At 63.3% G+C, this 25,024-nt stretch carries 19 protein-coding genes and 1 pseudogene; 11 read left to right on the top strand and 9 right to left on the bottom strand.

Annotated features, from left to right (window positions below):
- Positions 1 to 175 precede the first annotated feature (175 nt).
- Positions 176 to 874 carry an aquaporin Z gene (gene aqpZ / locus AC07VU_RS03725; RefSeq protein ID WP_009042651.1) on the top strand — a complete coding sequence of 233 codons (699 nt, stop codon included), beginning with the start codon at positions 176 to 178 and terminating at the stop codon, positions 872 to 874.
- 15 nt (positions 875 to 889) lie between these two features.
- Here aqpZ and AC07VU_RS03720 read toward each other — a convergent pair whose 3' ends face one another.
- Positions 890 to 2,014 (bottom strand): GNAT family N-acetyltransferase, encoded by a 1,125-nt coding sequence (locus tag AC07VU_RS03720; protein WP_495029530.1) that lies wholly within the window; start codon positions 2,012 to 2,014, stop codon positions 890 to 892.
- A 46-nt stretch (positions 2,015 to 2,060) separates the two neighbouring features.
- A complete protein-coding gene (locus AC07VU_RS03715) occupies positions 2,061 to 2,948 on the bottom strand; it encodes a LysR family transcriptional regulator (RefSeq protein ID WP_053260056.1) in 888 nt (295 codons plus the stop codon).
- Between the two features lie 118 nt (positions 2,949 to 3,066).
- Between AC07VU_RS03715 and AC07VU_RS03710 the strand changes: the two genes are divergently transcribed.
- The 8 genes from AC07VU_RS03710 to mtr all read left to right on the top strand — a co-directional run bounded on the left by AC07VU_RS03710 (position 3,067) and on the right by mtr (position 12,040).
- Positions 3,067 to 4,434 carry an MFS transporter gene (locus AC07VU_RS03710; RefSeq protein WP_274305843.1) on the top strand — a complete coding sequence of 456 codons (1,368 nt, stop codon included), beginning with the start codon at positions 3,067 to 3,069 and terminating at the stop codon, positions 4,432 to 4,434.
- Positions 4,415 to 4,816, top strand: coding sequence for a DUF4440 domain-containing protein (locus AC07VU_RS03705; RefSeq protein ID WP_495029529.1), 402 nt, complete (start codon positions 4,415 to 4,417; stop codon positions 4,814 to 4,816). Before AC07VU_RS03710 ends, AC07VU_RS03705 begins: the two co-directional genes overlap by 20 nt.
- A 14-nt stretch (positions 4,817 to 4,830) precedes the next feature.
- Entirely contained in the window at positions 4,831 to 5,778 is a 948-nt protein-coding gene (locus AC07VU_RS03700) for a flavin reductase family protein (RefSeq protein WP_274305842.1), read from the top strand.
- A 13-nt stretch (positions 5,779 to 5,791) separates the two neighbouring features.
- Positions 5,792 to 7,093, top strand: coding sequence for an aromatic ring-hydroxylating dioxygenase subunit alpha (locus AC07VU_RS03695; protein ID WP_495029528.1), 1,302 nt, complete (start codon positions 5,792 to 5,794; stop codon positions 7,091 to 7,093).
- On the top strand, positions 7,086 to 7,556 hold the full coding sequence (locus AC07VU_RS03690; protein WP_009042645.1) for an aromatic-ring-hydroxylating dioxygenase subunit beta: 471 nt from the start codon (positions 7,086 to 7,088) through the stop codon (positions 7,554 to 7,556). The genes AC07VU_RS03695 and AC07VU_RS03690 overlap by 8 nt, the downstream gene beginning before the upstream one ends.
- A gap of 18 nt (positions 7,557 to 7,574) precedes the next feature.
- Positions 7,575 to 9,284, top strand: coding sequence for an NAD(P)/FAD-dependent oxidoreductase (locus tag AC07VU_RS03685; RefSeq protein ID WP_009042644.1), 1,710 nt, complete (start codon positions 7,575 to 7,577; stop codon positions 9,282 to 9,284).
- A gap of 36 nt (positions 9,285 to 9,320) precedes the next feature.
- Complete coding sequence (locus AC07VU_RS03680; RefSeq protein ID WP_274305839.1) at positions 9,321 to 10,664, top strand: amidase family protein; 1,344 nt, start codon at positions 9,321 to 9,323, stop codon at positions 10,662 to 10,664.
- Between the two features lie 98 nt (positions 10,665 to 10,762).
- Positions 10,763 to 12,040: a tryptophan permease gene (gene mtr / locus AC07VU_RS03675; protein WP_274305838.1), complete on the top strand. Its 1,278-nt coding sequence runs from the start codon at positions 10,763 to 10,765 to the stop codon at positions 12,038 to 12,040.
- Between the two features lie 96 nt (positions 12,041 to 12,136).
- On the opposite strand, the gene AC07VU_RS03670 is transcribed toward mtr, so the two are convergent.
- The 6 genes from AC07VU_RS03670 to aceK form a co-directional block, all read right to left on the bottom strand.
- The gene (locus AC07VU_RS03670; protein WP_097134510.1) at positions 12,137 to 13,480 is read right to left on the bottom strand and encodes an OprO/OprP family phosphate-selective porin; all 1,344 of its coding nucleotides are present in this window, start codon (positions 13,478 to 13,480) and stop codon (positions 12,137 to 12,139) included.
- Between the two features lie 822 nt (positions 13,481 to 14,302).
- The gene (locus tag AC07VU_RS03665; protein ID WP_096373327.1) at positions 14,303 to 14,536 is read right to left on the bottom strand and encodes an anti-sigma factor family protein; all 234 of its coding nucleotides are present in this window, start codon (positions 14,534 to 14,536) and stop codon (positions 14,303 to 14,305) included.
- Positions 14,530 to 15,144, bottom strand: coding sequence for an RNA polymerase sigma factor (locus tag AC07VU_RS03660; protein ID WP_009042639.1), 615 nt, complete (start codon positions 15,142 to 15,144; stop codon positions 14,530 to 14,532). The genes AC07VU_RS03665 and AC07VU_RS03660 overlap by 7 nt, the downstream gene beginning before the upstream one ends.
- 65 nt (positions 15,145 to 15,209) lie before the next feature.
- The gene (locus tag AC07VU_RS03655) at positions 15,210 to 16,331 is read right to left on the bottom strand and encodes a beta-ketoacyl-ACP synthase III (protein WP_101337114.1); all 1,122 of its coding nucleotides are present in this window, start codon (positions 16,329 to 16,331) and stop codon (positions 15,210 to 15,212) included.
- Positions 16,332 to 16,662: 331 nt separating this feature from the next.
- On the bottom strand, positions 16,663 to 20,574 hold the full coding sequence (hrpA, locus tag AC07VU_RS03650; RefSeq protein WP_457275834.1) for an ATP-dependent RNA helicase HrpA: 3,912 nt from the start codon (positions 20,572 to 20,574) through the stop codon (positions 16,663 to 16,665).
- 223 nt (positions 20,575 to 20,797) lie between these two features.
- Entirely contained in the window at positions 20,798 to 22,519 is a 1,722-nt protein-coding gene (gene aceK / locus AC07VU_RS03645) for a bifunctional isocitrate dehydrogenase kinase/phosphatase (RefSeq protein WP_495029527.1), read from the bottom strand.
- Positions 22,520 to 22,718: 199 nt separating this feature from the next.
- Between aceK and AC07VU_RS03640 the strand changes: the two genes are divergently transcribed.
- Positions 22,719 to 23,633, top strand: coding sequence for a DMT family transporter (locus AC07VU_RS03640; protein ID WP_092417758.1), 915 nt, complete (start codon positions 22,719 to 22,721; stop codon positions 23,631 to 23,633).
- A 136-nt stretch (positions 23,634 to 23,769) separates the two neighbouring features.
- Here the strand turns inward: AC07VU_RS03640 and AC07VU_RS03635 are convergent, their stop codons facing one another.
- Positions 23,770 to 24,006, bottom strand: coding sequence for a hypothetical protein (locus tag AC07VU_RS03635; protein ID WP_124298085.1), 237 nt, complete (start codon positions 24,004 to 24,006; stop codon positions 23,770 to 23,772).
- Positions 24,007 to 24,344: 338 nt separating this feature from the next.
- On the opposite strand from AC07VU_RS03635, the pseudogene AC07VU_RS03630 reads away from it, so the two are divergent.
- Positions 24,345 to 25,024: pseudogene (locus AC07VU_RS03630) on the top strand (autotransporter domain-containing protein); the annotation flags it as partial.

Genomic DNA, 25,024 nt, shown 5'->3' with positions numbered 1-25,024 from the left:
GCTGCGCCAGCGGCTACAGAAAACGCCAGAGCCCCGTGAACAGGGCCCTGGCGTTTTTTTCGCACTGGATTTGTAAAAAAAGCCTGCTGTACTGAGCCTAGGTTCTGGAGCAGGGCCTGTAGCCAGGCTGCACGGCTGCATAACGGCTTTATCGGATCGATAAGGAATAACTTCTATGTCGCTGTTCAAACGTTCAGTCACTGAGTTGTTAGGCACCTTCTGGCTGGTATTGGGTGGTTGCGGTAGCGCCGTACTGGCGGCCGCGTTTCCGGAGGTCGGCATCGGCCTGCTCGGCGTGGCGCTGGCCTTCGGTCTTACCGTGCTGACGATGGCCTTCGCCATCGGCCATATCTCCGGCTGCCATCTCAACCCCGCGGTGTCCGTCGGCCTGGTGGTCGGCGGGCGTTTTCCGCTCAAGGAACTGCCCGCCTATGTGATCGCGCAAGTGATAGGCGGGGTGATCGCCGCTGCGCTGCTGTACTTCATCGCCAGCGGCAAGCCCGGCTTCGAGCTGGCCAGCGGGCTGGCCTCCAACGGCTATGGCGAACATTCGCCAGGGGGCTACTCACTGGCGGCGGGCTTTGTCAGCGAGCTGGTGATGACCGGGATGTTCGTGGTGATCATCCTCGGCGCCACCGATAAACGTGCACCGGTGGGCTTCGCGCCGATCGCCATCGGCCTGGCGCTGACCCTGATCCACCTGATCTCGATTCCGGTGACCAACACCTCGGTCAACCCGGCGCGCAGCACCGGGCCGGCCTTGATCGTCGGCGGCTGGGCGATCCAGCAACTGTGGCTGTTCTGGCTGGCGCCGATTCTCGGCGCGGTGGTCGGCGGTGGCATCTATCGCTGGCTGGGCAAGGAAGACAGCTGACAGCAACCTCGAGGGTCACGCCTGCCGATACGGCAGCGCGGCCCTCGCCTCTTCGGCGTAAGCCAGCACGCCCACCCGCTCCTGCTGGAGAAAATCCTTCACCGCCGCTTTCAAGCCGGGGTGTCGCAGGTAGTGCCAGGACCGGGTAATCACCGGCTCGAACCCCCGAATCAACTTGTGCTCGCCCTGGGCCCCAGCGTCGAAACGCTGCACCCCCTGGGCGATGGCGTAATCCATGCCCTGGTAGAAACAGGTTTCGAAATGCAGGCGATCGAATTCCGCCAGGCAGCCCCAGTAACGCCCGTAGAAACTGTCGCCACCGATCAGGCTGAAGGCCATGGCTACCGGCCTGGCGTTCTGCTTGGCCAGCACCACGCGAATGGCCTCGGGCATGCGCTCGGCCAGCAGGCTGAAAAAGGCCCGGGTCAGGTAGGGCGACTGGCGCCGCACCGCATAGGTATTGGCGTAACAGGCGTAGACAAAATCCCACTGCGCTTCGCTAAGCTGGCGGCCTTCGAGCCACTCGAATTCGATGCCCTGCCCCGCCACCTGTTCGCGCTCCTTGCGCATCTGTTTGCGCTTGCGCGAACTGAGGGTATCGAGAAAGTCCTGGAAGTCCCGATAGCCGCGGTTCTGCCAATGGAACTGGCAACCCAGGCGCTGCAACCAACCGGCTTGCCCAGCCATGGCGGCATCGGTAAAGGCGTCGGTGAAGTTGATATGGGCGCTGGAAAGCCCTTCGATCTCCAGGTAACCGGGCAGGCTTTGCAGCAGTTCAAGGCCGTCTTCCAGGCTTGCCGCCAGCAGCCGCGCGCCGCTGACCGGGCTGAAGGGCACGGCGCTCAGCAGCTTGGGGTAATACTCGATGCCGGCCCGGGCGCAGGCGTCGGCCCAGCCATGATCGAACACGTACTCGCCGTAGGAATGCCACTTGCGGTAGCTGGGCAGCGCCGCGATCAGGCGTCCGTCTTGCACGTGCAGCAGGTGCTCGGCCTGCCAGCCAGAGTTCGGGCCGAGGCTGCCGCTGTCTTCCAGTGCGCTGAGAAAGGCGTGGCGCAGAAACGGCTGGCCGTCACTGAGCAAACCGTCCCATTGCTGCGGATCGACGGCGGCCAGGCTGGTCAAGGATTGCAACGGCATTGGGTTCCCCGCGAGTGTGGTCCACGAACGCGCCGAGTATCGCCGATCACTGCCCCAGGTGCAGCAACAGGAAATCGATGAACGCCCGCGACTTGTGCGGCAGGTGCGAACTGTTGGGAAACACCACGTTCACCGACTGCGAAGGCAAGGCGTAGTCGGGCAGCAGGCGCACCAGCCGGCCGCTGGCCAGATCGTCCTCGACCACCCAGCCGGGCAGTACCGACACCCCCAGGGACGACAGGGTCATGGCGCGAATGGCGGTGGAGGAATTGGATTCGAAATGATTGGGTCCGCTGACTTCGACCTGGCCCCGTTGCGGGTGGCTCAGGGTCCAGTTGGTCGGCCCTTGCAGGTTGCTGTTGGCGATCCACGGCACGCTGTTCAGGTCCAGGGGCTCGACCACCGGATGGCGCGCCAGAAAGTCCGGGCTGGCCACCAGGACGATGTCGTAATCGGCCAGCTTGCGGCTCTTGAAAGCCGAGTCGGCGAGGTTGCCCAGGCGGATCACCAGGTCGAGTTTTTCCGCCACCAGATCATTCAACGAAGAGTTGAAGTTATAACAAAGACGGATCTCCGGATAACGCTCGGTGAACTTGGAAATGATCGGCAGTATATACCGCTCGCCATACTCACTAGTTGAACTGAAACGCAACTTACCAGAAATACGATTATGCCCATGCAGGACATTCTCGAAGGCATTGTCGATATCCGCGACAATGCCCTTGAACTCGTTATAAAAGTCCTGGCCTATTTCCGTCAGGGATATATTGCGGGTATTGCGGATCAACAGGGTCGCCGACAAAACTTCCTCGAGCGCCTTGACATGCAGGCTGGCCATGGCTTTGCTGATGCACAGGTAGTTGGCTGCCTTGGTATAGGAACCGAAATCGACAACCGCCAGGAATGTCTGGACGCGATTTAGATGCGTGTGCATGTTATAGCTCACCGTGTTGTAAATCATTGTCAAATTCCACCAAACAATGTTTCAAGTATAGGCGTATCGACACCCTCGGTCTATCGCTCCTATGATCCCGCCGCAAAAGGGAGATCATATGACTTATCGCTACAAAGTGGCTCTTATATTCCTCATCGGGTTCTTTATCGACTGTATAAACATATTCATGTCGGCAGTGGCTTTACCGAGTATTGCCCATGAGATGCACGTCTCGACTTCATCCGTGGCCTGGGTGGCCAATGCCTATATTCTCGGCCTGACCCTGATCATTCCGGTGAGCACCTGGCTGGCCGGACGTTTCGGCAGCCGCGAAACCCTCACCGCCTCGATGCTGGTGTTCAGCACCGCCGTGTGGATGTGCGGGATGGCCGGCAGCTTCCATGAACTGGTGATCTGGCGTTTCGTCCAGGGCATCGGCGGCGGCCTGCTGATCCCGGTGGGCCAGGCCCTGACCTTCAACCTGTTCCAGGGCCCGCAGCGGGCCAAGATCTCCACCCTGGTGATGGCCGTCGCCCTGATCGCCCCGGCCATTTCGCCGACCATCGGCGGCGTGATCGTCGACAGCAGCTCCTGGCGCTGGGTGTTCCACAGCAACATTCCGTTCTCGCTGATCGCCGCCGGCCTGTCCTGGCTGTGGATCAAGGAAGCCCGGCCCGCCAGCCTGGCGCGCCCGGACATCAAGGGCCTGCTGCTGGTCAGCGCGGCCCTGGGCAGCCTGCTGATGGGCATGTCGCTGTACGGCGGCGACTACCCACCGCTGGCCGCCCTGAGCTGCCTGATGCTGGGGGTCACCTGCGTGGTGCTGTATGTCCTGCACTACCGCCGCTGCGACAACGCCATCGTCGAGTTGAGCCTGCTCAAGAGCAAGAAGCTCAGCACCTCGATCTTCATCTATTACGCGATTCCCGGGGTGTTCACCGGGGTCAACCTGCTGAGCATCTTCTTCCTGCAGAACAGCCTGCACTTCAGCGCCCAGCTGACCGGCATGTTCATGATCCTCTACGCCAGCGGCGCCTTCATCGCCATGCTGGTCTGCGGCCGGGTCTACAACCGCTTCGGCGCCCGGCGCCTGTTCACCCTCGGCATGCTCCTGCACAGCGCCGGCATCGCCACCCTGTACCTGGTCGACAGCGCCGCCGACCTGCCGATCATCGTCATCGCCTACTGCCTGATGGGCATCGGCGGCGGCATCGGCGCCAATACCGCGCAAACCACTTCGCTGATGGATTTCGAAGGTGCCGATACCCACAAGGGCAGCGTGATCTGGAACATCAACCGGCAGATGTCCTTCAGCATCGGCGCCGCGCTGTTCCTGATGATCTACAACCTGCTGCTCGCCCGCCTGGCGTCTACCCCGGCCTATCACCTGACCTTCGTCATCGCGGCGGTGATGGGTCTGTTACCCCTGTTGCAGATGAGCAACCTGACCACGCAAAAGGAATGTCATGCACAACACAATCGTTGAACAGGCCAAACACAGCATCCATGCGGTCCACGACCTGATCCACGCGCTCTTCACCGACCAGGACGGCAACGGCGCCGCCGCCATCGACCGCCTGCTGCCGGCCTTCGCCGAGCACTTCAGCATGGTCACCACCGCGGGCGCCATCGTCAGCCGCGAGCAGGTCGAACAGATGTTCCGCGGCGCCGTCGGTGCCCGCCCCGGCCTGGAAATCCTCGTCAGCGACCTGCACACCGTGTGGCACGAAGGCCACAGCGCGGCGATCCGCTACAAGGAAACCCATCGCCTGGACCAGAAGGAAACCTCGCGCCTCTCGGTGGTGGTGATCCGCATCCATGAGCACTCGGCCCAGTGGCTGTACCTGCATGAAACACCGTTAAGCTGACAGCGAGTCACCCCATGAATTACCAGATCACCCAGTGCCTGATGCTCTCGCCAAGCATCAAGGAAATCACTCTGGCGCCTCTTGTGCCGGCCTCCTGCGAGACTACCGCCGGGGCCCACTTCAAATGGTGGATTCCCACGCTCGAGCAATGGCGTCACTACTCCCGGGTCGAGCTGGCCGAACATGAGCTGCCCCCGGGCAGCCTGGTGTTCGCCATCCGCCTGAACCCCGACTCGCTCAGCAGTGCTTATATCCACCAGTTGAAGGCCGGCGACCCGGTGCGGCTCGATGGCCCGTTCAATGCCTTCGACTACCAACTGGACGACAGCGACGGAGCCGACATCGCCCTCGCCGGCGGCATCGGCATCACCCCGTTGACCGGCATCCTCAGCCATCTGCGAGCCCGGCAGCGCCCGGCGCGGCTGCACTATTTCGCCAAGAGCGCGGGCGACGCCGCCTATGCCGCGCAGATGCGCGAGCTGCTGCAGGATAGCCTGAGCCTGCACTGCTCCGACTCGGCCGAAGGGCGCCCGTCGGTGGCCGCGGTGCTGGGCCAGTTGCAACCCCAGGACCGCCTGTATGTGTGCGGCCCGCAAGCCATGCTCAACGACGTGTTCAGCCATGCCCAGAGCCTGGGGTTTCCCCGCGAGCGCATCCACTTCGAAGTCTTCAACACCTGCCTGGCCGAGGATGACCCCGGCTTCGCCGTGCACGCCGCGGACTCCGGCGTCGACCTGCGGGTGCAGCCCGGCCAGTCCCTGCTCGACGCCCTCGAAGAGGCCGGCCTGGAGCCGCTCTACGACTGCCGTCGCGGCGAATGCGGAGTGTGCGAGCTGGACGTGCTGGAAGGTGAAGTCGATCACCGCGACTTCATCATGAGTCCGCAGCAGGCCGCCTGCAGCAACAAGATCTACCCCTGCGTATCCCGGGCCAAAAGCCCAAGCCTGAAACTGGTCATCTAAAGAGAGAACCTCGTTGGACAACTACTTCAACGGCAAGGAAGTGCATCGCACGCTGTTCCTTGATCCGTCGCTCTTCGAGCGAGAACAACAACAGGTATTCGCCGCCAGCTGGTGCTACCTGGGCCATGAAAGCCTGATCCCGGAAACCGGCGACTTCTTCACCGGCGAGATCGCCGGACAACCGCTGGCCATGGTCCGGCAGAAAAACGGCGAGATCGTCGTGCTGCACAACCGCTGCCCGCACAAGGGCGTGAAAGTGCTGGCCGAGCCGCAAGGCAATGTCGGCCGGTTCATCCGCTGCCCGTACCACGCCTGGACCTTCAAGACCGACGGCCAGCTGCTGAGCATCCCGGTAAAAAAGGAATACGACGACTGCGACCTCAGCAGCTGCGCCGCCCACAAGGGCATGCAGCCGGTGGCCGCGGTGGAGAACTACCGGGGCTTCGTGTTCGTGCGCCTCAAGGAGCAAGGTGTTGGCTTCAGTGAGTTCTTCGGTGACTCGCTGTCGACCCTGGACAACATGGTCATGCGCTCGCCCCAGGGGCAGTTGCGCGCCATCGGCCAGCCCTTGCTGCACCGCCATCGCTGCAACTGGAAGATGGTGGTCGACAACCAGACCGACACCTGCCACCCAATGGTCGCCCACGAATCCTCGGCCGGCGAAGCCATTCGCCTGTGGAAGGAAACCGGGCACGACGGCCAGCCGCCGATGGCCGTGGAATTGTTCTCGCCGTTCATGGCGTCCTACGAGTTCTTCAGCGCCATGGGCATCCGCACCTGGCCCAACGGCCATGGCCACACCGGCGTCAGCAACTCGATCCACAAGGCCTACTCCAGTATCCCCGGTTACTGGGAGCTGATGGTCGAGAGCTACGGCGAAACCCAGGCCGCGGCGATCCTCGACGACACCCGGCACAACACCGTGTATTTCCCCAACCTGATGGTCAAGGGACCGATCCAGACCCTGCGGGTGATCCGCCCGATCTCGGCCAGCGAAACCGTGGTCGAGTCGTGGATCTTCGAGCTGGTGGGCGCGCCGGTGCAGCTGCTGGAAAGAACCGTGCAGTACAACAACCTGATCAACTCGCCGTGCTCGATGGTCGCCCACGACGACGTGGAGATGTACGAGCGGGCCATGGACGGGCTGCGCAGCCAGGCCAACGACTGGGTGAATGTCGCCCGCCTGTTCGAACCGGGCGAAGCCTTTGAGCAGACCCAGGTGGTGTCCGGCACCAGCGAACGGGCCATGCGCAACTTCTACAACACCTGGCAGCAACTGATGCAGGCCCCAGACGGATCGACCGCCCATGGATAACTCGCCCCTCGAACAGCTGATCTACCAAGAGATCGCGCTTCTCGACCAACAGGATTTCGACGCCTGGCAACAACTGCTGTGCGACGACTTCCACTACTGGATTCCCCTGCGCCACGACCAACCCTGCCCGTTGCGCGAATCCTCGCTGCTGTATGAGGACCGCTTCCTCACCACCCTGCGCATCAACCGCCTGGCCAGTGCCCGCAACTTCTCGCAGCAGCCCAAGAGCCGCGGCCTGCACATTGCCCAAAGGCCAACGATCAGCCTCGATGCGGATGGCCTGAGTGCCCATTGCCGGACCCCCATGCTGTATTGCGAAGCCCGGGGCGACAGCGAATGGCATTACCCGGTGACCGTGGAACACCAACTGCTGTGCCTCGCCGGCCAGTGGAAAATCCAGCGCAAGAAAGTCCTCCTGCTCAACCCTTCCCGCGCGTTTGAAAGCCTGCAGCTCATCATCTGATTTCCGAGACCCTTACCTGTGAACTCCTCCCACTCCGGTTTCGAAGAAACCCAAGGCACCCGCTCGTTCCCCAACATCGACCTGTTGTACGACTATGGGCAATTCCTGCGCCGTGCCACCCAGGCCATCGGTCACCTGCCGCCGGCGATCGCCGATAAGCACGTCGGTATCGTCGGCGCCGGCCTCAGCGGCCTGATCGCGGCCTATGAACTGCTGCGCGCCGGCGCCACCCGCATCACCCTGTTCGAAGCCTCGAAAGACCACCTTGGCGGGCGCTTCCTGACCCAGTGCTTCGACGAAACACAACCGCAGTTCATCGCCGAGATGGGCGCCATGCGCTTCCCGCCGAGCGAAGTCGGCCTGTTCCATTACCTGGACCGCTTCGGCATCGGCACCACCGAGGCCTTTCCCGACCCCGGCGTGGTCGACACCGAAATCCACTACCGCGGCGAAACCCACCACTGGCCGGCCGGGGAAAATCCACCGCCGATCTTCAACACCGTGCACCAGGGCTGGAACGCCTTTCTCAAGGAAGGCGTGCGCCTGGACGACGGCACCTTCCTGGCGCCGCCGCTGCTGCTCACCGACCTGCTGGAAAAACAGCAATACGCCGAGGTGCAGCCGGAGTGGCAACGCTACCTGGACTGCTTTGGCGACCACTCTTTCTACTCGGCCATGGTGCAGATCTTCACCTCGAAAAACCCGCCGGGCGGCAAGCGCTGGCGCAAGCCGGAAGACTTCCACCTGTTCGGTTCCCTGGGCATCGGCTCGGGTGGGTTCCAGTCGGTGTACCGGGCCTCGTTCACCGAGATCCTGCGCCTGGTGATCAACGCCTTCGAGGTCAACCAGCGGCTGGTGCCCAACGGCATTTCCACCCTCTGGGAGCGAATCGCCGACGAGGAATTCCATGGCATCGCCCTGCGCGACCGGATCTGCCGCACGCGCATCGAATCCATCAGCAAGGGCGCCGACGGGCAGATCCTGCTGCAAGGCTGCAACGGTGAAACCTATGGCTGCGACCGGGTGATCACCACCGCCACCACCCGCGCCCTGCAAGTCAACATGCGCCTCACCCAGGCCGAACAGTTCGTCAATCGCGACGTGGCCCGGGCGATCAACGAAACCCATATGGTCGGCTCGTCCAAGCTGTTCATCCTGACCCGCGACAAGTTCTGGCTCAAACATGGCCTGGCGCAGAACATCCAGACCGACACCCTGGTCAAGGGCGTCTACTGCCTGGACTACGCCCCGCAGGACCCGGACTCCTGGGGCGTGGTGCTGATCAGTTACACCTGGGAAGACGACTCGCACAAAATGGTTTCGATGACCGACAAGGTCCAGCGCTGCAAGCGCCTGGTGGACGAACTGGCGATGAGCGCGCCGCAGTTCGCTAGCCACCTGGTGCCGCTGGACGGCGACTACCAGCGTTACGTACTGGAATACGACTGGCTCACCGACAAGCAGGCCCTGGGCGCCTTCAAGCTGAACTTCCCCGGCGACGACCTGTACTCCCAGCGCCTGTTCTATCAGTTCAAGACCGCCCTCGATCCGCAGCAGGACACCGGCCTGTACCTGGCCGGCTGCGGCAGCTCGTTTACCGGCGGCTGGGCCGAAGGCGCGGTACAGACCGCCCTGAACGGTGCCTGCGCGGTGATCGCCAGCCTCGGCGGCGAACTGCTCGAAGGCAACCCGCTGTTCGATCTGCAATCGCACTTCCGCTATTGCTGAGCCCAGGCCCCTACCGACTTTCGTTGAGACTTTTTCATGTACAGCCAGCTTTCGATCGAAGCGCTCGTTGACGGGTTTCGCCAGGGCAGCCTCTGCCTGGATTCCTGGCACCGCGCGCTGCTCGAGCAATACGCCGACGCCGGGCACCTGAACAGCTTCATCAGCTTCGCCGCGCAGGCGTTCAGCGGCGACACCGGCACGCCAGAGCAGCGCCAGGCGCCGCTCTACGGCATCCCGGTTTCGTTCAAGGACAACATCAATGTCAGTGGCCTGGCGACCACCGCCGGCACCCCCGGCCTGGCCGACTACCAGCCGGCTGCGGACGCCGGCATCGTCCAGCGCTTCAGGGCGCTGGGCGCGCGGGTCGCCGGCAAGAACAACATGCACGAGCTGTCGTTCGGCGTGACCTCGGCCAACCTGAGCTACGGCGCAGTGGTCAACCCACGCCACCTGCAACACAGCGCCGGTGGCAGCAGCGGCGGTTGTGCCGCGGCCGTGGCCGCCGGCCTGGTGCCGTGCGCGGTGGGCACCGACACCGGCGGCTCGGTACGGATTCCCGCGGCCTTCTGCGGCGTGGTGGGCTTCCGGCCGAGCACCGGGGTCTACCCTGGCGACGGCATCGTCCCGGTGTCCCAGACCAAGGACTCACCGGGCCTGCTGACCCGCAGCCTGGAAGACGCGCTGTTCGTGCATCGGCATCTGACCGGTGCGTCCTGCGCCGCGCCGGCCGAGCCCAAACGCCTGCGCATCGGCATTCCCCAGCGGTTCTTCTGGTCCGAGCTGGAGACCAAGGTGCACAGCGATTGCCGCGCGGCGATCGATAGCCTGGCCGATCAGGGCGTGGAAATGGTGCCGGTGGACGACCGCCTGATCGGCGAGATCAACGAAAGCATCCAGTTCCCGCTGCCGATCTTCGAGTTCTTCATCGACTTCCCGCGCTTCCTGCTGAAGGCCGGCTGTGGCGAGCGGTTCCTCGAGATCCTGGCGCAGATCCGCGACCCGCAGATCAAGAAGACCCTGATGGCGCAGTTGGAGAGCCCGGCCATTTCCTACGAGGACTACGTGCAGGCCTTGATGAGCAAGATCCGCCTGGATCGTGAATACGCCGGGCTGTTCCAGCAGCACCGGCTGGACCTGATCGCCTACCCGACCGTCAGCTGCACCGCACCGCTGCTGAGCGACAGCGGCGCCCAGGAGCATTTCGAGCGTTTCGTGCGCAACACCGACCCGGCCAGCAACCTGGCGGCGCCGAGTGTCAGCGTGCCGGTGGCCGAGCCGGACAGCCTGCCGGTCGGGCTGTCGTTCGACGCGTTGCCCGGGCAGGACCACCAGTTGCTACAGATGGCGCAGCAACTGAGCCGCCTGCTGGCTCTGCGCTGAATCGCCGCCCGGGTGCGCGGGAGCCGGCCTGCCGGTTTTCCGCACACCCGAGGCGCCCCCTCGCTACCTCCAATAACAATTTCATTGCAGGCCTTGCCATGCGCGGTACGTCCATCGCTTCATCCCCTTCAACCTCCCACTGCACGGTCGCCGAACGCCGGCCTTCGGTCATCGGCGGCGCCATGATCATCGGCGGCACCATTGTCGGAGCGGGCATGTTCTCGCTGCCGGTGATGATGTCGGGCCTATGGTTCCAAGGTTCCCTCGCGGTGCTGGCACTGTCGTGGTTCTGCACCCTGCACTCGGGGCTGATGATCCTCGAAGCCAACCTCAACTACCGGCCGGGGGCGAGTTTCTCGACCATCACTCGCGACCTGATCGGCCGGCGCTGGAGCCTGTTCAACGGCGCCACCCTGGTGTTCGTCCTGTACATCCTGACCTATGCCTATATCTCGGCCAGCGGCTCGGTGATCCGTCACACCGCCCACACCCTGGGCCTGGAGATTTCCTCGCGCAACGGCGGCCTGCTGTTCGCCCTGGCGGTGGCCCTGGTGGTCTGGCTCAGCACCGCGGCGGTCAGCCGCATCACCACCCTGGTGTTCGGCGCCAAGATCCTCGCCTTCTTCCTGACCTTCGGCGGCCTGCTCGGCCATGTGCAGCCACAGGTTTTGCTCGATCGCGGCAACCCACAGCCGGACTACCTGCCCTATCTGTTCATGACCCTGCCGTTCTGCCTGACCTCCTTCGGCTTTCACGGCAACGTGCCGAGCCTGATGAAGCACTACGGCAAGGACCCGCAACGCATCCGCAACTGCCTGCTGATCGGCACCCTGATCGCCCTGGTGCTGTACACAGTGTGGATGCTCTGCACCATGGGCACCCTGCCCCGCGAGCAGTTCAAGGACATCGCCCGCCAGGGCGGCACCATCGATGTGCTGATCAGCGCCCTGGGCAGCATGCTCGACAGCGCCCGGGTCGACCTGCTGCTGACCCTGTTCTCCAACTTTGCCGTGGCCTGTTCGTTCCTCGGCGTCACCCTCGGATTGTTCGACTACATCGCCGACTCCCTGGGCTTCGACGACAGCCCCCAAGGCCGTCTGAAAAGCGCGCTGGCCACCTTCGCCCCACCGATCGGCTGCGCGCTGATCTGGCCGGAAGGCTTCATCCTCGCCATCGGTTTTGCCGGCCTGGCGGCGACCGTCTGGGCGGTGATCACCCCGGCCCTGCTCGCCCACGCCTCGCGCAAACGCTTCGCCAGCCCGCTGTACCGGGTCTGGGGCGGCACGCCGATGATCGTCCTGGTGCTGCTGTTCGGCCTGGCCAACGCCCTGGCCCACCTGCTGTTCAGCTTCGACCTGCTGCCGGTCTGGCGTTAGTCGGGAGACGGGCAAAAAAAAGCCCCGCCGAAGCGGGGCTGAAACGAAAGGAGCTTTAACGGATGAGAAAGAGCTCTTTACAGCGGTAAATGAACCTTAGAACACGTACTGCGCGCGAACGATGAAGCCGTCGCCGTCGTCGTCACCGGTACGCGCGGCTGGAGTACCACCGCTGGCGGCCGTGGCGTTGGTGACCTTGTCGGTCTTGGCCTTGACGTAGGTGGCGGAGATTTTCACCGCTTCGTTGGCGTACCAGTTCACACCCAGGTTGTGCACCTTGACTTCGGCATCGCCGACGTCGCGGGTCAGGCTGGCGGTGGTGATGTTGTCGTCTTCGACGGTCATGCTGTCGTAGCGATAGAACAGTTCCCAGGCGCCGAAGGCCTTGTTGGCCGGCTTGATGGCGTCGAACTTGCCCACCTTGTAGCCACGGGATTCGCCGGTCAGGGTGTAAGCGCCCTGCACGTAGAAGCCGTGGCCCTTGATGTCTTCGTAGGCGTTGGAATCAGCCTTGGTCTTGCGGGTGATGTATTCACCCTGGATCGAGGCCGGGCCCATGGCGAACGCGGCTTCCAGACCCAGCGCGGTATCGCGGTCGAAGGAGCCGGCCGGCGAAGTGGAGCTGCCGCCCAGCACCGGACGGTTGCCGTTGGTGCCGGCATCGTTGCCGCCCAGGGTCTCGACGCCACGCATGCCCATGCGGGTGCGATAGCGGGAGTCGAACGCGGTGTCAGAGACATCACGCGAAGCCACGTTCACACCGAAGTGCAGGACGTTGCCGGCATCGTGCATAGGAGCGAAGACGAAGCGACCGTTGACCTGCTTGACGCTGTCGCCGTCGGTGTCGTCGGTGTCCTTGCTGAACACGCCGGCCGAGGCATAGAAGGAGTCGGCGAAGGTGCTGGAAGCCTGCAGGCCCATACCGTTCTGGTGGGTGTTGGCCCAGTCGACCATGTCGTAGGCGATGTTACGTTCCGGCGCGGTGACCCACTTGGAGCTGGTGGCTTTTTCCAGGCCAAAGTCCGGGTCGAAACGACCGACCTTGATCGACACCGGCTTGAAGCCGTTGTAAGCCAGCGAGGCTTCGTCGAAGTAGCCGTTATCGGAGTCGCCGGTGTTGTGGGAGAAGTCGTAGTTGATGGTGTAGGCCCAGTCGGTGTACAGCACGCCGGACAGTTCGAGGAAGGCGCGACGGAAGTAAGCGGCGTCGGCGCTGTCGCCGTTCTTGGTGTAGACACCGTCGAAGCGGCTGTAGTCGGCTTGCAGGCGACCACCGAGCTTGAAGCTGAACTCTTTGTCTGTGGTGGCGACCTCAAGGCCGCCCTTGGTCTTGACTACGATATCGGCGCCATCGGTGGTGACGGTGCCAGCGAAAGCCTGGGCGGTAACTGCCAGGGCCAGGGCGCTGGCGGCAAAACCGGCGAAGTGCTTACGGATCATCGAAGATTTCCCCTAATTGGTGGTCTGTAGCGCTGGAAAAAACACGCGAGTCAGGCCCGCTTGTGTTGGGAGGGAATCTTGGCGGCGGGTTATTTCAGGGGAGTTGCCGATAGATAAAGATTTAATGACAGCGGAACTTTTTTACTCCCAAACGAAATAAGGCAAAAAGCCTGTACTAGAGCGGTCGGCGGGGTATTTGGGGGAAAACGAAACCCTGTAGCCGCTGGCGAAGCCTGCGATCGAGCGCGAAGCGGTCGCAGTGACTTCAAGATCGCTGAAGGACTTCGGCCTTATCGCAGCCTGCGGCAGCGGCTACAGGAACTCGTATACCTTGCAGGCGTTGGTGTAGCCGCTGGCGAAGCCTGCGATCGAGCGCGAAGCGGTCGCAGTGACTTCAAGATTGCTGAAGGCCTTCGGCCTTATCGCAGCCTGCGGCAGCGGCTACAGGAACTCGTACACCTTGCAGGCGTTGGTGTAGCCGCTGGCGAAGCCTGCGATCGAGCGCGAAGCGGTCGCAGTGACTTCAAGATCGCTGAAGGCCTTCGGCCTTATCGCAGCCTGCGGCAGCGGCTACAGGAACTCGTACAACTTGCAGGCATTGGTGTAGCCGCTGGCGAAGCCCGCGATCGGCCGAACGGCCGCAGTGACTTCAAGATCGCTGAAGGCCTTCGGCCTTATCGCAGCCTGCGGCAGCGGCTACAGGAACTCGTATACCTTGCAGACGTTGGTGTAGCCGCTGGCGAAGCCTGCGATCGAGCGCAAAGCGGTCGCGCTCTTGAGGACCTTGAGGCTCCAGCGGCTACGGGAGGATTGTCGGGTGAATCAGGCGTTGCGCTTGCGCTCGGCGGCCAGGCGTTCGGCCAGCGCGTCGATATCGGCGACGGGCGCCTCCGGCATCTTGCGCAAGGTGGCCTGCATCAGGCGCATCTGCCGCAGGAAACGCCGGCAATTGGGGCAGAACAACAGGTGATGGCGCTGGATCAGGCGCTGGCGAAAGCTCAGCTGACCATCGAGATAGTCGCTGGAACGTGCCACTTGTTCCTTGCAGGTCAGCATTGGCCGGTCTCCTCGAAGTGCTCCACCGTGGCAAAAATCTTCAGCCGCGCCCGGTGCAGCAGCACCCGGACATTGGAGAGGGAAATGTCCAGAAGATTACAGATCTCCTCCAGCTCCAGGCCCTGGCGCTCGCGCAGGGTCAACACGCTGCCTTGCAGTTCCGACAGGCTCAGCAAAGTGTGCTCCAGGCATTCGCGCAGTTCGGCCTCGGTAAGCAGGGCTTCCGGGGTATCGGCATGCCAGGCGAACGGCGCCACCAGCCAGTGCCCGTCAGAGGAAGAAAAACGCTCGTCGCCGATGGTGCCGTGGGGTGCCGGCAGGTCATCCAGCAGGACTTCACGGCGGTTCTGTTTGTAGCGGCTTTTCGCCGAGTTGGCGGTGATGGTCAGCAGCCAGGTCTTGAGGCTGGAACGCCCCTGGAAACCGGCCAGGTTGCGCACCACCGACAGCCAGGCATCCTGCACCACTTCGTCGGCGTGGCGCTGTCCGACAATGGCATAGGCCACGGCGCGCATGGCGCTCTGGTAGGTGCTGACCAGTTCCTTGTAGGCCTTTTGCTCGCCGGCCAACAGGCGTTCAAGCAGTTGCGTGTCGTCAGCTGCGGACATTCATGCCTCGTAATCGGAATCCAGGATCGCAACCGCTGAATCAGCGGCTGCGATCCATAAGACTGTCAACGCTTGCGCAGAAGCACACTGCCAATCGAATAACCGGCGCCGAACGAGCTGAGCACCGCCAGCGAGCCGCTGCTCAGGTCATCCTGGTTCTTGTGGAACGCGATCACCGAACCGGCCGAACTGGTATTGGCGTAGGTGTCGAGAATCACCGGTGCTTCCTCTTCGGTGGCCTCGCGGCCCAGCAGCTTCTTGACGATCAGGTGGTTCATGCTGAGGTTGGCCTGGTGCAGCCAGAAACGCTTCACGTCGCTGACGTTCAGCTGGTTTTCCTGCAGGTGCTCGGCGATCAGTTCCGCCACCATCGGGCAGACGTCGCGGAACACCTTGCGGCCTTCCTGCACGAAGAGTTTGTCCGGCGCGCCGATACCCTCTTCCGCGGCGCGGTTGAGGAAGCCGAAGTTGTTGCGGATGTTGTTGGAGAACTTGGTCAGCAGCTTGGTGCTGATGATGTCGAACTGGTACGGCGAGGTAGCCAGGTCTGCCCGTTCGATGATCACCGCGGTGGCCGCGTCGCCGAAGATGAAATGGCTGTCGCGATCACGGAAGTTCAGGTGGCCGGTGCAGACTTCCGGGTTGACCATCAGGATCGCCCGGGCCTGGCCCAGTTGCACGCTGTTGCAGGCCGCCTGAATGCCGAAGGTGGCCGAGGAGCAGGCCACGTTCATGTCGAAACCGAAACCTTCGATGCCCAGGGCTTCCTGGACTTCGATGGCGATGGCCGGGTAGGCGCGTTGCAGGTTGGAGCAGGCGACGATCACCCCGTCGATGTCCGCGGCGGTCTTGCCGGCGCGTTGCAGGGCCTGTTCGGCGGCGCCGATGGCCATCTGGCAGAGCACCGACCATTCGTCGTTGGAACGCTCGGGCAGGCGCGGGGCCATGCGCTGCGGATCGAGGATGCCGTCCTTGTCCATGACAAAGCGGCTTTTGATGCCGGAGGCCTTCTCGATGAAGGCCGCGCTGGATTCGGTCAGGGCCTGAACCTCGCCGCGCTCGATCGCTTGCGCGTTGTCGGCGTTGAACTGATGCACGTAGGTGTTGAAAGACTCCACCAGCTCTTCGTTGGAAATGCTGTTGGCCGGGGTGTACAGGCCAGTGCCGCTGATGACGACGTTATGCACGGTCGTTCCTCTATTCTGTTCAGGCAGAAGGTATTGGCACCGTCGTACCAAACCGTAAATGGTCTATCCCGACTGGCGGAATAGGACCTGACATCGCTTTATTCCGCTTTGCCCGGGCGGCGAACGCTCAAAACCGCGGGGCCGGCATTTATAACGGCGAAGTTTGCCATAAACGCCGGCGTTTAGCCCCATCGGCAAGCGTAGTCGGCGCAACATCGCCGATCCTGTGGCCGCTGGCGAAGCCTGCGATCGAGCGCGAAGCGGTCGCGCTCTTGAGGCCCTCGAGGCCCCTGCGGGGCCTTACGCAGCCTGCGGCAGCGGCTACAGCGCGTCAGGCTTCCACCTGGCTCCACTGCTTGTTCAGGCGCTTGTCGGAAATCGGCGCCTTGGTGCCCAATTGCTGGGCGAACAGCGAGACCCGGTATTCCTCCAGCCACCAGCGATACAGCTCCAGTTGCGGGTCGCGCTTGCCTTCCTGGGCATGTTTGCTCGCCCGCGCCTGGTACTGGTTCCACAGGCCGGCCAGTTCGGTGCTCCAGACCCGGTCCTTCTGCACCTGGCTGCCGAGCTTCTCAAAGCGCAGCTCCACGGCCTTGAGGTAACGCGGCAGTTCCTTGAGCCACTGCGCCGGGGTCTCGCGGACAAACCCCGGGTACACCAGATGGCTTAGCTGCGACTTGATGTCGTTCAGCGCCACCGCCTGGGCCAGGTCGATCTTGCCCTTGAAGCGCTTTTGCAGGCCATGCCAGAGCTTGAGGATCTCCAGGGTCAGGCGCGCCAGGCGCTCGGCGTGCTCGGTCCAGCTGCCGCGCTTGCGCTCGGCCAGCGAGGCCAGGCCGGCGCCATCGCGCGGCAGGCTGTCCTCGCCGTCCAGCACGCAGCTGTCGAGGCTGGCCAGCAGGATGTCTTCCACCAGGGCATCGACACGCCCCAGTTCGCGATACAGCAGGCCCAGCTCGGTCAGCCCCGGCAGCTTGTTGCGCAGGAACTTGGCCGGCTCGGCCAGCTGTTGCAGCAGCAGGCGCTGCAAGGCGCGGCGATGTTGGAACTCGGCTTCGGCCGGAGTGGAGAAACGCCCCTCCTTAACCGTGCCACCCTCTTCCACCAGCGCCGGATACACCGTCATCGACAGCCCGGCGATCTTCTGCTGGGTTTTCTCCGCCACCGCGGCGAACACCTTGGCTTCCACCGGCTGCTGGCTTTTCGCGGTTTGCGGCACGGCCAGGGCGGCCTGGCTGGCTTCGGCGAAACGCGCGGTCAGCTCGGCCAGGTCGCGGCCTTCGCCGAGAAACTTGCCCTGGGCATCGACGATTTCCAGGTTCATCCGCAGGTGGCTTTCCACCTGTTGCGCCGACTCGGCCCAGGCCTCGTCGCTGACCCGCACCCCGGTCATGCGCAGCAGTTCGCGGCCCAGGGCCTGGGACAGCGAGCCCTGGGCGAAATCGATACGCGCCAGGGCCGCCTTGACGAAGTCCGGCACCGGTACGAAGTTCTTGCGCAGCGCCTTGGGCAGGTTGCGCACCAGGGCGATGCACTTGGCTTCCACCAACCCCGGCACCAGCCATTCCAGGCGCTCGGCGGGCAAGGCCGGCAGCAGCGGCGCCGGCACCCGCAGGGTCACGCCGTCCCGTGGATGGTTGGGCTCGAAGTGGTAACTCAGGGCCAGTTCCAGGTCGCCGATCTGCAGGGTGTCCGGGTACTGCATGGCGGTGACTTCGCTGGCCTCGCGGGCCAGCACGTCTTCCTCGCGCATGATCAGCAATTGCGGGTCTTTCTGGCTATGCACCCGGTACCAGCTGTCGAAGGTCGCGGTCTGGTGGATCTCCGCCGGCAGACGCGCGTCGTAGAAGGCGAACAGGGTTTCCTCGTCGGCGAGAATGTCACGGCGCCGGGCTTTGGCCTCCAGTTCGTCGAGCTGCTCGAGCAGCCGCGTATTAGCGCTCAGGCACTTGGCTTTCGACTGGATCTCGCCACGCACCAGGCCCTCGCGGATAAACAGCTCGCGCGACACCAGCGGGTCCACCGGGCCGTAATGCACCGGGCGACGACCGACCACGATCAGGCCGAACAGGGTGATCTGCTCGTAGGCCACCACCTGCCCGCGCTTCTTTTCCCAATGGGGTTCGAAGTGGTTCTTCTTGATCAGGTGCCCGGCCAGCGGCTCGATCCAGTCGGCGTCGATCTTCGCCACCATGCGCGCGTAGAGCTTGGTGGTTTCCACCAGTTCGGCGGTCATCAGCCATTGCGGGCGCTTCTTGCCGATCCCCGACGACGGATGAATCCAGAAGCGCCGCTGGCGGGCGCCGAGGTAGTCGCCCTCCTCGGTCTTCTGGCCGATCTGGCTCAGCAGCCCGACCAGCACCGCCTTGTGCAGCTTCGGATAATCGGCCGGCTCCTTGTTCAGGCTCAGTTGCAGGTCGCGGCAGATCAAGCTCAACTGGCGATGGGAGTCGCGCCACTCGCGCAGGCGCAAGTAGTTGAGGAAATTCTTGCGGCACCAGTTACGCAGCGGGCTGGCGGTCAGCGCCTGGCGCTGCTCTTCGAAGCCGCGCCACAGATTGACCAGCCCGGCGAAATCCGAGTCGGCGTCCTTCCACTGCGCGTGGGCCTGGTCGGCCGCCTGCTGGCGCTCCGGCGGCCGCTCGCGCGGGTCCTGGATCGACATGGCGCTGGCGACGATCAGCACTTCCTGCAGGCTGCCCAGCTTCGCCGCTTCCAGCAGCATGCGGCCCATGCGCGGGTCCACCGGCAGCCGTGCCAACTGGCGGCCCAGCGGCGTCAGCTGGCTGTTGCGGTCCACCGCCGAGAGTTCTTGCAACAGGTTGAAACCGTCGCTGATGGCCTTGCCATCCGGCGGTTCGATAAAGGGGAACGCGGTGATTTCACCAAGGCGCAGATGGAGCATCTGCAGGATCACCGCCGCCAGGTTGGTGCGCAGGATTTCCGGGTCGGTGAATTCCGGACGGCCATTGAAATCCTCTTCGCTGTACAGACGCACGCAGATGCCCGGCTCGACCCGGCCGCAGCGGCCTTTACGCTGGTTGGCGCTGGCCTGGGAAATCGCCTCGATGGGCAGGCGCTGGACCTTGGCCCGGTAGCTGTAGCGGCTGATGCGCGCGGTGCCGCTGTCGATCACGTAGCGGATGCCCGGCACGGTCAGCGAGGTCTCGGCGACGTTGGTCGCCAGCACTACCCTGCGGCCCGGGTGCGACTGGAAAATCCGCTGCTGCTCGGCCGGCGACAGGCGCGCGTACAGCGGCAGGATCTCGGTGTGCTTGAGCTGGGCCTTGCGCAGCATTTCGGCGGCGTCGCGAATCTCCCGCTCGCCCGGCAGGAACACCAGCACGTCACCCGGACTGCGGCGCTCGCTGCGCTCATGGGCGGCGATTTCATCGAGGGTGGCGAGGATCGCCTGGTCCACCGTCAGGTCGTCCTCGACCCGGTTGCCCTCTTCGTCCTGCTCCAGGGTCAGCGGGCGATACCAGGTTTCCACCGGGAAGGTGCGGCCGGAGACCTCGACGATCGGCGCATCATCGAAGTGCCTGGAGAAACGCTCCAGGTCGATGGTCGCCGAGGTGATGATGACCTTGAGGTCCGGGCGCCGCGGCAGCAGGGTCTTCAGGTAGCCCAGCAGGAAGTCGATGTTCAGGCTGCGTTCGTGGGCTTCGTCGACGATGATTGTGTCGTAGCGTTCCAGGTAGCGGTCGTTCTGGGTTTCCGCCAGCAGGATGCCGTCGGTCATCAGCTTGATCAGGGTGTTGGAATCGCTCTGGTCTTCGAAGCGCACCTGATACCCCACCAGGGCACCCAGCGGCGTCGCCAGCTCTTCGGCGACCCGGCTGGCCACGCTGCGCGCGGCGATCCGCCGGGGCTGGGTGTGGCCGATCAGGCCGTGCTGGCCGCGACCGATTTCCAGGCAGATCTTCGGCAACTGGGTGGTTTTGCCCGAGCCGGTTTCGCCAGCGATGATCAGCACCTGGTGCTTTTGCAGCGCCGTCTTGATCTCGTCGCGCTTGGCGGCGATCGGCAGGCTGTCGTCGTAGCGAATCGACGGCACGCTGGCGCGCCGCGTCAGCACCTGGGCGCAGGACGCCTGCATGCGCTCGACCCACTGCGCCAGCTTGGCCTCGTCGGGCTTCTTGCGCAGCTCAAGCAGCTGCCGACGCAACCGGTGGCGGTCGGCGAGCATGGCGTGGTCGAGGTTTTTCAGCAGTTGGTCGATTGCAGGCGATTCGGAAGTCATCGGGTACGCAAGGGTCGTCTTAATTTATGCAGGGGGCGGATTGTCGCAGATTTAACGAGCGAACGAGATCCTTGTAGCCACTGGCGTAGCCTGCGTTCGGCTACGAAGCAGTCGTAAAACCTGCTTCCCGCGTATTGCTGATGTACCGCGAGCAGCGGTTTTGCGAGGACTTCGTCCTCGGACGCAGGCTTCGCCAGCGGCTACAGAGGCGCGCGGTGCAGGCCTATTCGTTGTCCCGGTCCTTGCGCCGGTACGGGAACACATCGATCACCTTGCCGGCGCGAATGGCGTCCTGCAGGCCTTTCCAGTAATCGGCGTTGTACAACTCGCCGTGCAACTGGTCGAACAGCTTGCGCTGCCCGGCATCGGCGAACAGGAATGGCGGGAATTCCTCGGGGAACACGTCCAGCGGGCCGATGGAATACCAGGGCTCGGAGGCCATCTCGTCCTCCGGGGTACGCGGCGCCGGGATGTGGCGGAAGTTGGCTTCGGTGAGAAAGCAGATCTCGTCGTAGTCGTAGAACACCACCCGGCCATGGCGGGTGACGCCGAAGTTCTTCAGCAGCATGTCACCGGGAAAGATGTTGGCCGCGGCCAGTTGCTTGATCGCCAGGCCGTAGTCCTCCAGCGCCTCGCGCACCTGGGCCGGGTTGGCGTGGTCCAGGTAAAGGTTGAGCGGGGTCATGCGCCGCTCGGTCCAGCAGTGACGGATCAGCACCGTATCGCCTTCCACCGACACCGTGGACGGCGCGACTTCCAACAGTTCCTCCAGGCACGCGGGGTCGAACTTGCCCAGGGGAAAGCGGAAATCGGCGAACTCCTGGGTATCGGCCATGCGCCCGACCCGGTCGACGCTTTTCACCAGGCGGTACTTCTCGATCACCGTGGCGCGGTCGACGTTTTTCGACGGCGAGAAGCGGTCCTTGATGATCTTGAACACGGTGTTGAAGCCCGGCAGGGTGAACACGCTCATGACCATGCCGCGCACGCCCGGGGCCATGATGAACTGGTCGTCGGTGTTGGCCAGGTGGTTGATCAGCGCCCGGTAGAACTCGGACTTGCCGTGCTTGTAGAAACCGATGGAGGTGTACAGCTCGGCGATGTGCTTGCCCGGCAGGATGCGCTTGAGGAAACCGATGAACTCCGCCGGCACCGGCACGTCGACCATGAAATAGGAGCGGGTGAAGGAAAAGATGATCGACACATCGGCTTCGTCGGTGATCAGCGCGTCGATCTGGATCCCCCGCCCTTCGCGGTGCAGCAGCGGAATCACCAGCGGCCACTGCTCGTCGTGGGTGTAGATGCGGCCCACCAGGTAGGCGCCCTTGTTGCGGTACAGCACCGAGGAAAACAACTCTACCGCCAGCTCCGGGTCCTTGCACACCCAGTCCGGCAGGTTCTCCCGCAGCTGCGACTCCAGGCGCCGCAGGTCGCTGGGCAGGTCGGCGTAGGCTTCGCTGAAGCTGTAGTCGACGAAGATCTGTTCGAGCATCGTCGACAGATGGCCTTGCGGCCGGTAGGTGCGGGTCTGCGCGGCCCGGGCGCGGCGCAGGCTCGGCCGCGTGGTGTGGATGAACATGCAGCCGTCGCTGATCAGGTCATGGCTGAACAGGCCGCAGAAGGCCGAGTTGTACCAGGTCTCGGACAGCTCATCGTCGAAGCGCAGGTCGATCAGGCTGATATAGGCGCTTTTCACCAGCGGCCACTGATTGACGTCGAGCAGGGTCTCCAGGTCGAAGGTCGTACGCAGCCGCTGCACGGTCTCGCTGACCTTCTCCTCGTACAGGTTGATCCGTGCCGCCGAGGCGGTCTGCGCCTCCTGCCACTGCGCCTGTTCGAAGCGCGCCCGGGCACCGTCGGTGATCTGGCGAAAGTGCTCGCGGTAATCGTCGAAGCCATCGAGGATCGTTCGAGCGATATCGGCGGCGGGCCATTTCTGCGGCATGGTGAGACCTCTGCGGGAATTCGGAAAGGCCTGAGCTTAGCCAGTGAACCGGGTGCAGGAGAAGTGCAATTTTCCACAGATAGCGAAGGCGGCCGCCCATTCAACCGCAAGATAGCGATTGCCCGCGCCCCGTCTCTCGGCAACACTCTCGCCCTGCTGAAAAAAGGGCCGTTGAACAGCCTATTAAAGGAGTTGCGCCGTGAGACTTGTCGATACCCTGCGTTTGTTGTCCCTGGCCGCGATCTGGGGCGCGAGTTTTCTGTTCATGCGCATCATCGCTCCAGTGATCGGCAGCATTCCCACGGCATTCTTTCGTGTCTCCATCGCCGCCACCGGCCTGCTGGTGATCCTCGCGCTGATGCGCATCAGCTGGGACTTCCAGGGCAAGTTCAAGACCGTGCTGCTGCTTGGCGTAATCAACTCCGGCATCCCCGCCACTATGTATTCGGTGGCGGCCCTGGTGCTGCCGGCTGGTTATTCGGCGATCTTCAATGCCACCACGCCGTTGATGGGCGTGCTGATCGGCGGGTTGTTCTTCCACGAAAAACTGACCCCGCCAAAAATCGCCGGGGTCAGCCTGGGCCTGTTCGGCGTGGGCATCCTGACCCGCGCCGGCCCCATGGCATTCGACCTGGAACTGCTGCTGGGCGCGCTGGCCTGCCTGCTCGCCACCACCTGCTACGGCTTCGCCGGCTTCCTCGCGCGGCGCTGGCTGGACCAGGCCGGCGGCCTCGACAGTCGCCTCTCGGCCCTGGGCAGCATGCTCGGCGCCAGCCTGTTCCTGCTACCGATCTTCGCCTACAGCGCCATCAGCCAGCCGCCCGCCAGCTGGGGCGGCTGGAGCGTCTGGCTGTCGTTGCTGGGCCTGGGCCTGGCCTGCACCGCCTTTGCCTACATCCTGTATTTCCGCCTGCTGAGCTCGATCGGCCCGGTCAAATCCATGACCGTGACCTTCATGATCCCGCCGTTCGGGGTGCTGTGGGGCGCGTTGCTGCTGGACGAGCCGCTGTCCATGGCTCACCTGTATGGCGGCGTGCTGATCGCCGCGGCCTTGTGGCTGGTCCTCAAGCCAGGGGCCCGGGTCGCCTCGCCCCGGGAACTGGCGGATCGTTGATCGCGTCGATTCCCCGGCATTGCGAGCGGTCCTGAAACATGGGCGCGCTCGCCACTTGCATGACAGTCTCGATCAGGCTTGAGCGGAATCGAACCGCATATCGGACACCGCAACTTCCGCCCCTCGGCAAAAGAACTTAAAATAATAAAAAATCATCACCTTCTAAAAACAAATACTGATCTCTCGACAAAAACATCCCTTCAAGCAAAAAAATCATTACCCCGCCGTCTTTATTTTTTACCCCTTCTTTACCCCCCTCGTCCAAACGCCATAAAACTTGAACACGATTCGCAAAAGAAGCCCGTGCCAGACAGTTCCACTGATTACAACAACGAACTAACCACAACCAACAAAGATTATTCTCGATCACCATAAAGATATTTCTGAAAAGTTTAAAAAAAGTTCCCAACCTCTCTCCCTACGTATATTCCCGCCTTCTTCTTTATTAAGTTACCGGCCCACTCACAACTTCCCCGGACAACTTGATCAGTTATTCAACGCTTATGAACAGATCACTCAGGCCGCACTGTTACAGCACCGGTCCTATTGCACTTCATAGCCAGAAAACTCCTCTCCCGGCCAGGAAGCGCCTCGCGCCTCTGTGCAGCCATCGAACGCTTTCAACCCCCGGCGCGCGCCGCTGATCCATAGCGCACTCAACGCCATTTCCACCCCTCCGACCACACAGGCACCGCCTTGGAAAAGAAAACCATGACACCCCACAGCTTCAGACCCTCCAGCACCGCGCTCGCCGTCGCACTGGCGTTGAGCTCCTTCGCCCCGGCCGTATTCGCCACGACGAACTGGACCGGAGACGCCCATCATTTTGTCTATGACGAGGACGGCAACGCCTATCGTGTCGACGACGGCAACGCCTGGGAAGACAGCGGCAACTGGAGCAACGGCGCTCCCGCCAGCAATGAGGCGGTCAACATCGACCGGCCGCTCGCCGGGCGCAACAACCAGGTCGCGCAACTGGACAGTGCACGAACGGTCGGCAGCCTGAACGTCGGCACCGCCAACAATGGCCTGGGCCAGTTGAATGTCGGCGCCAACGGCAAGCTGAACATCGGTGACAGCTTCACCCTGGGCACCGTCCAGGGCTCCACGGGCAAGGCCACCTTCAACAACGGCGCGGCAGTGAACAGCGGCGGCGACCTGATCGTCGGCAAAGGCGGATCGGCCGACCTGACCCTCAAAAACGGCTCCAAGGCCCGCTCCCAGGGCGACACCCTGATCGGCGCAGACCGCGGTGCCTCCGGCACCCTTATCGTCGACAGCGGCTCGACGCTGACCAGCGACAAGCGGCTGGTAGTCGGCGGCGCCGGCAACGGCACCCTGCAGGTCAAGAACGGTGGCCAGGTCACCAGCCAGGACAGCATCATCGCCGC

Source organism: Pseudomonas sp. GW821-FHT02B10 (assembly GCF_059421865.1).
The sequence above is the reverse complement of the archived record's forward strand: the minus strand, read 5'-3'. Positions and strand labels throughout refer to the sequence as shown.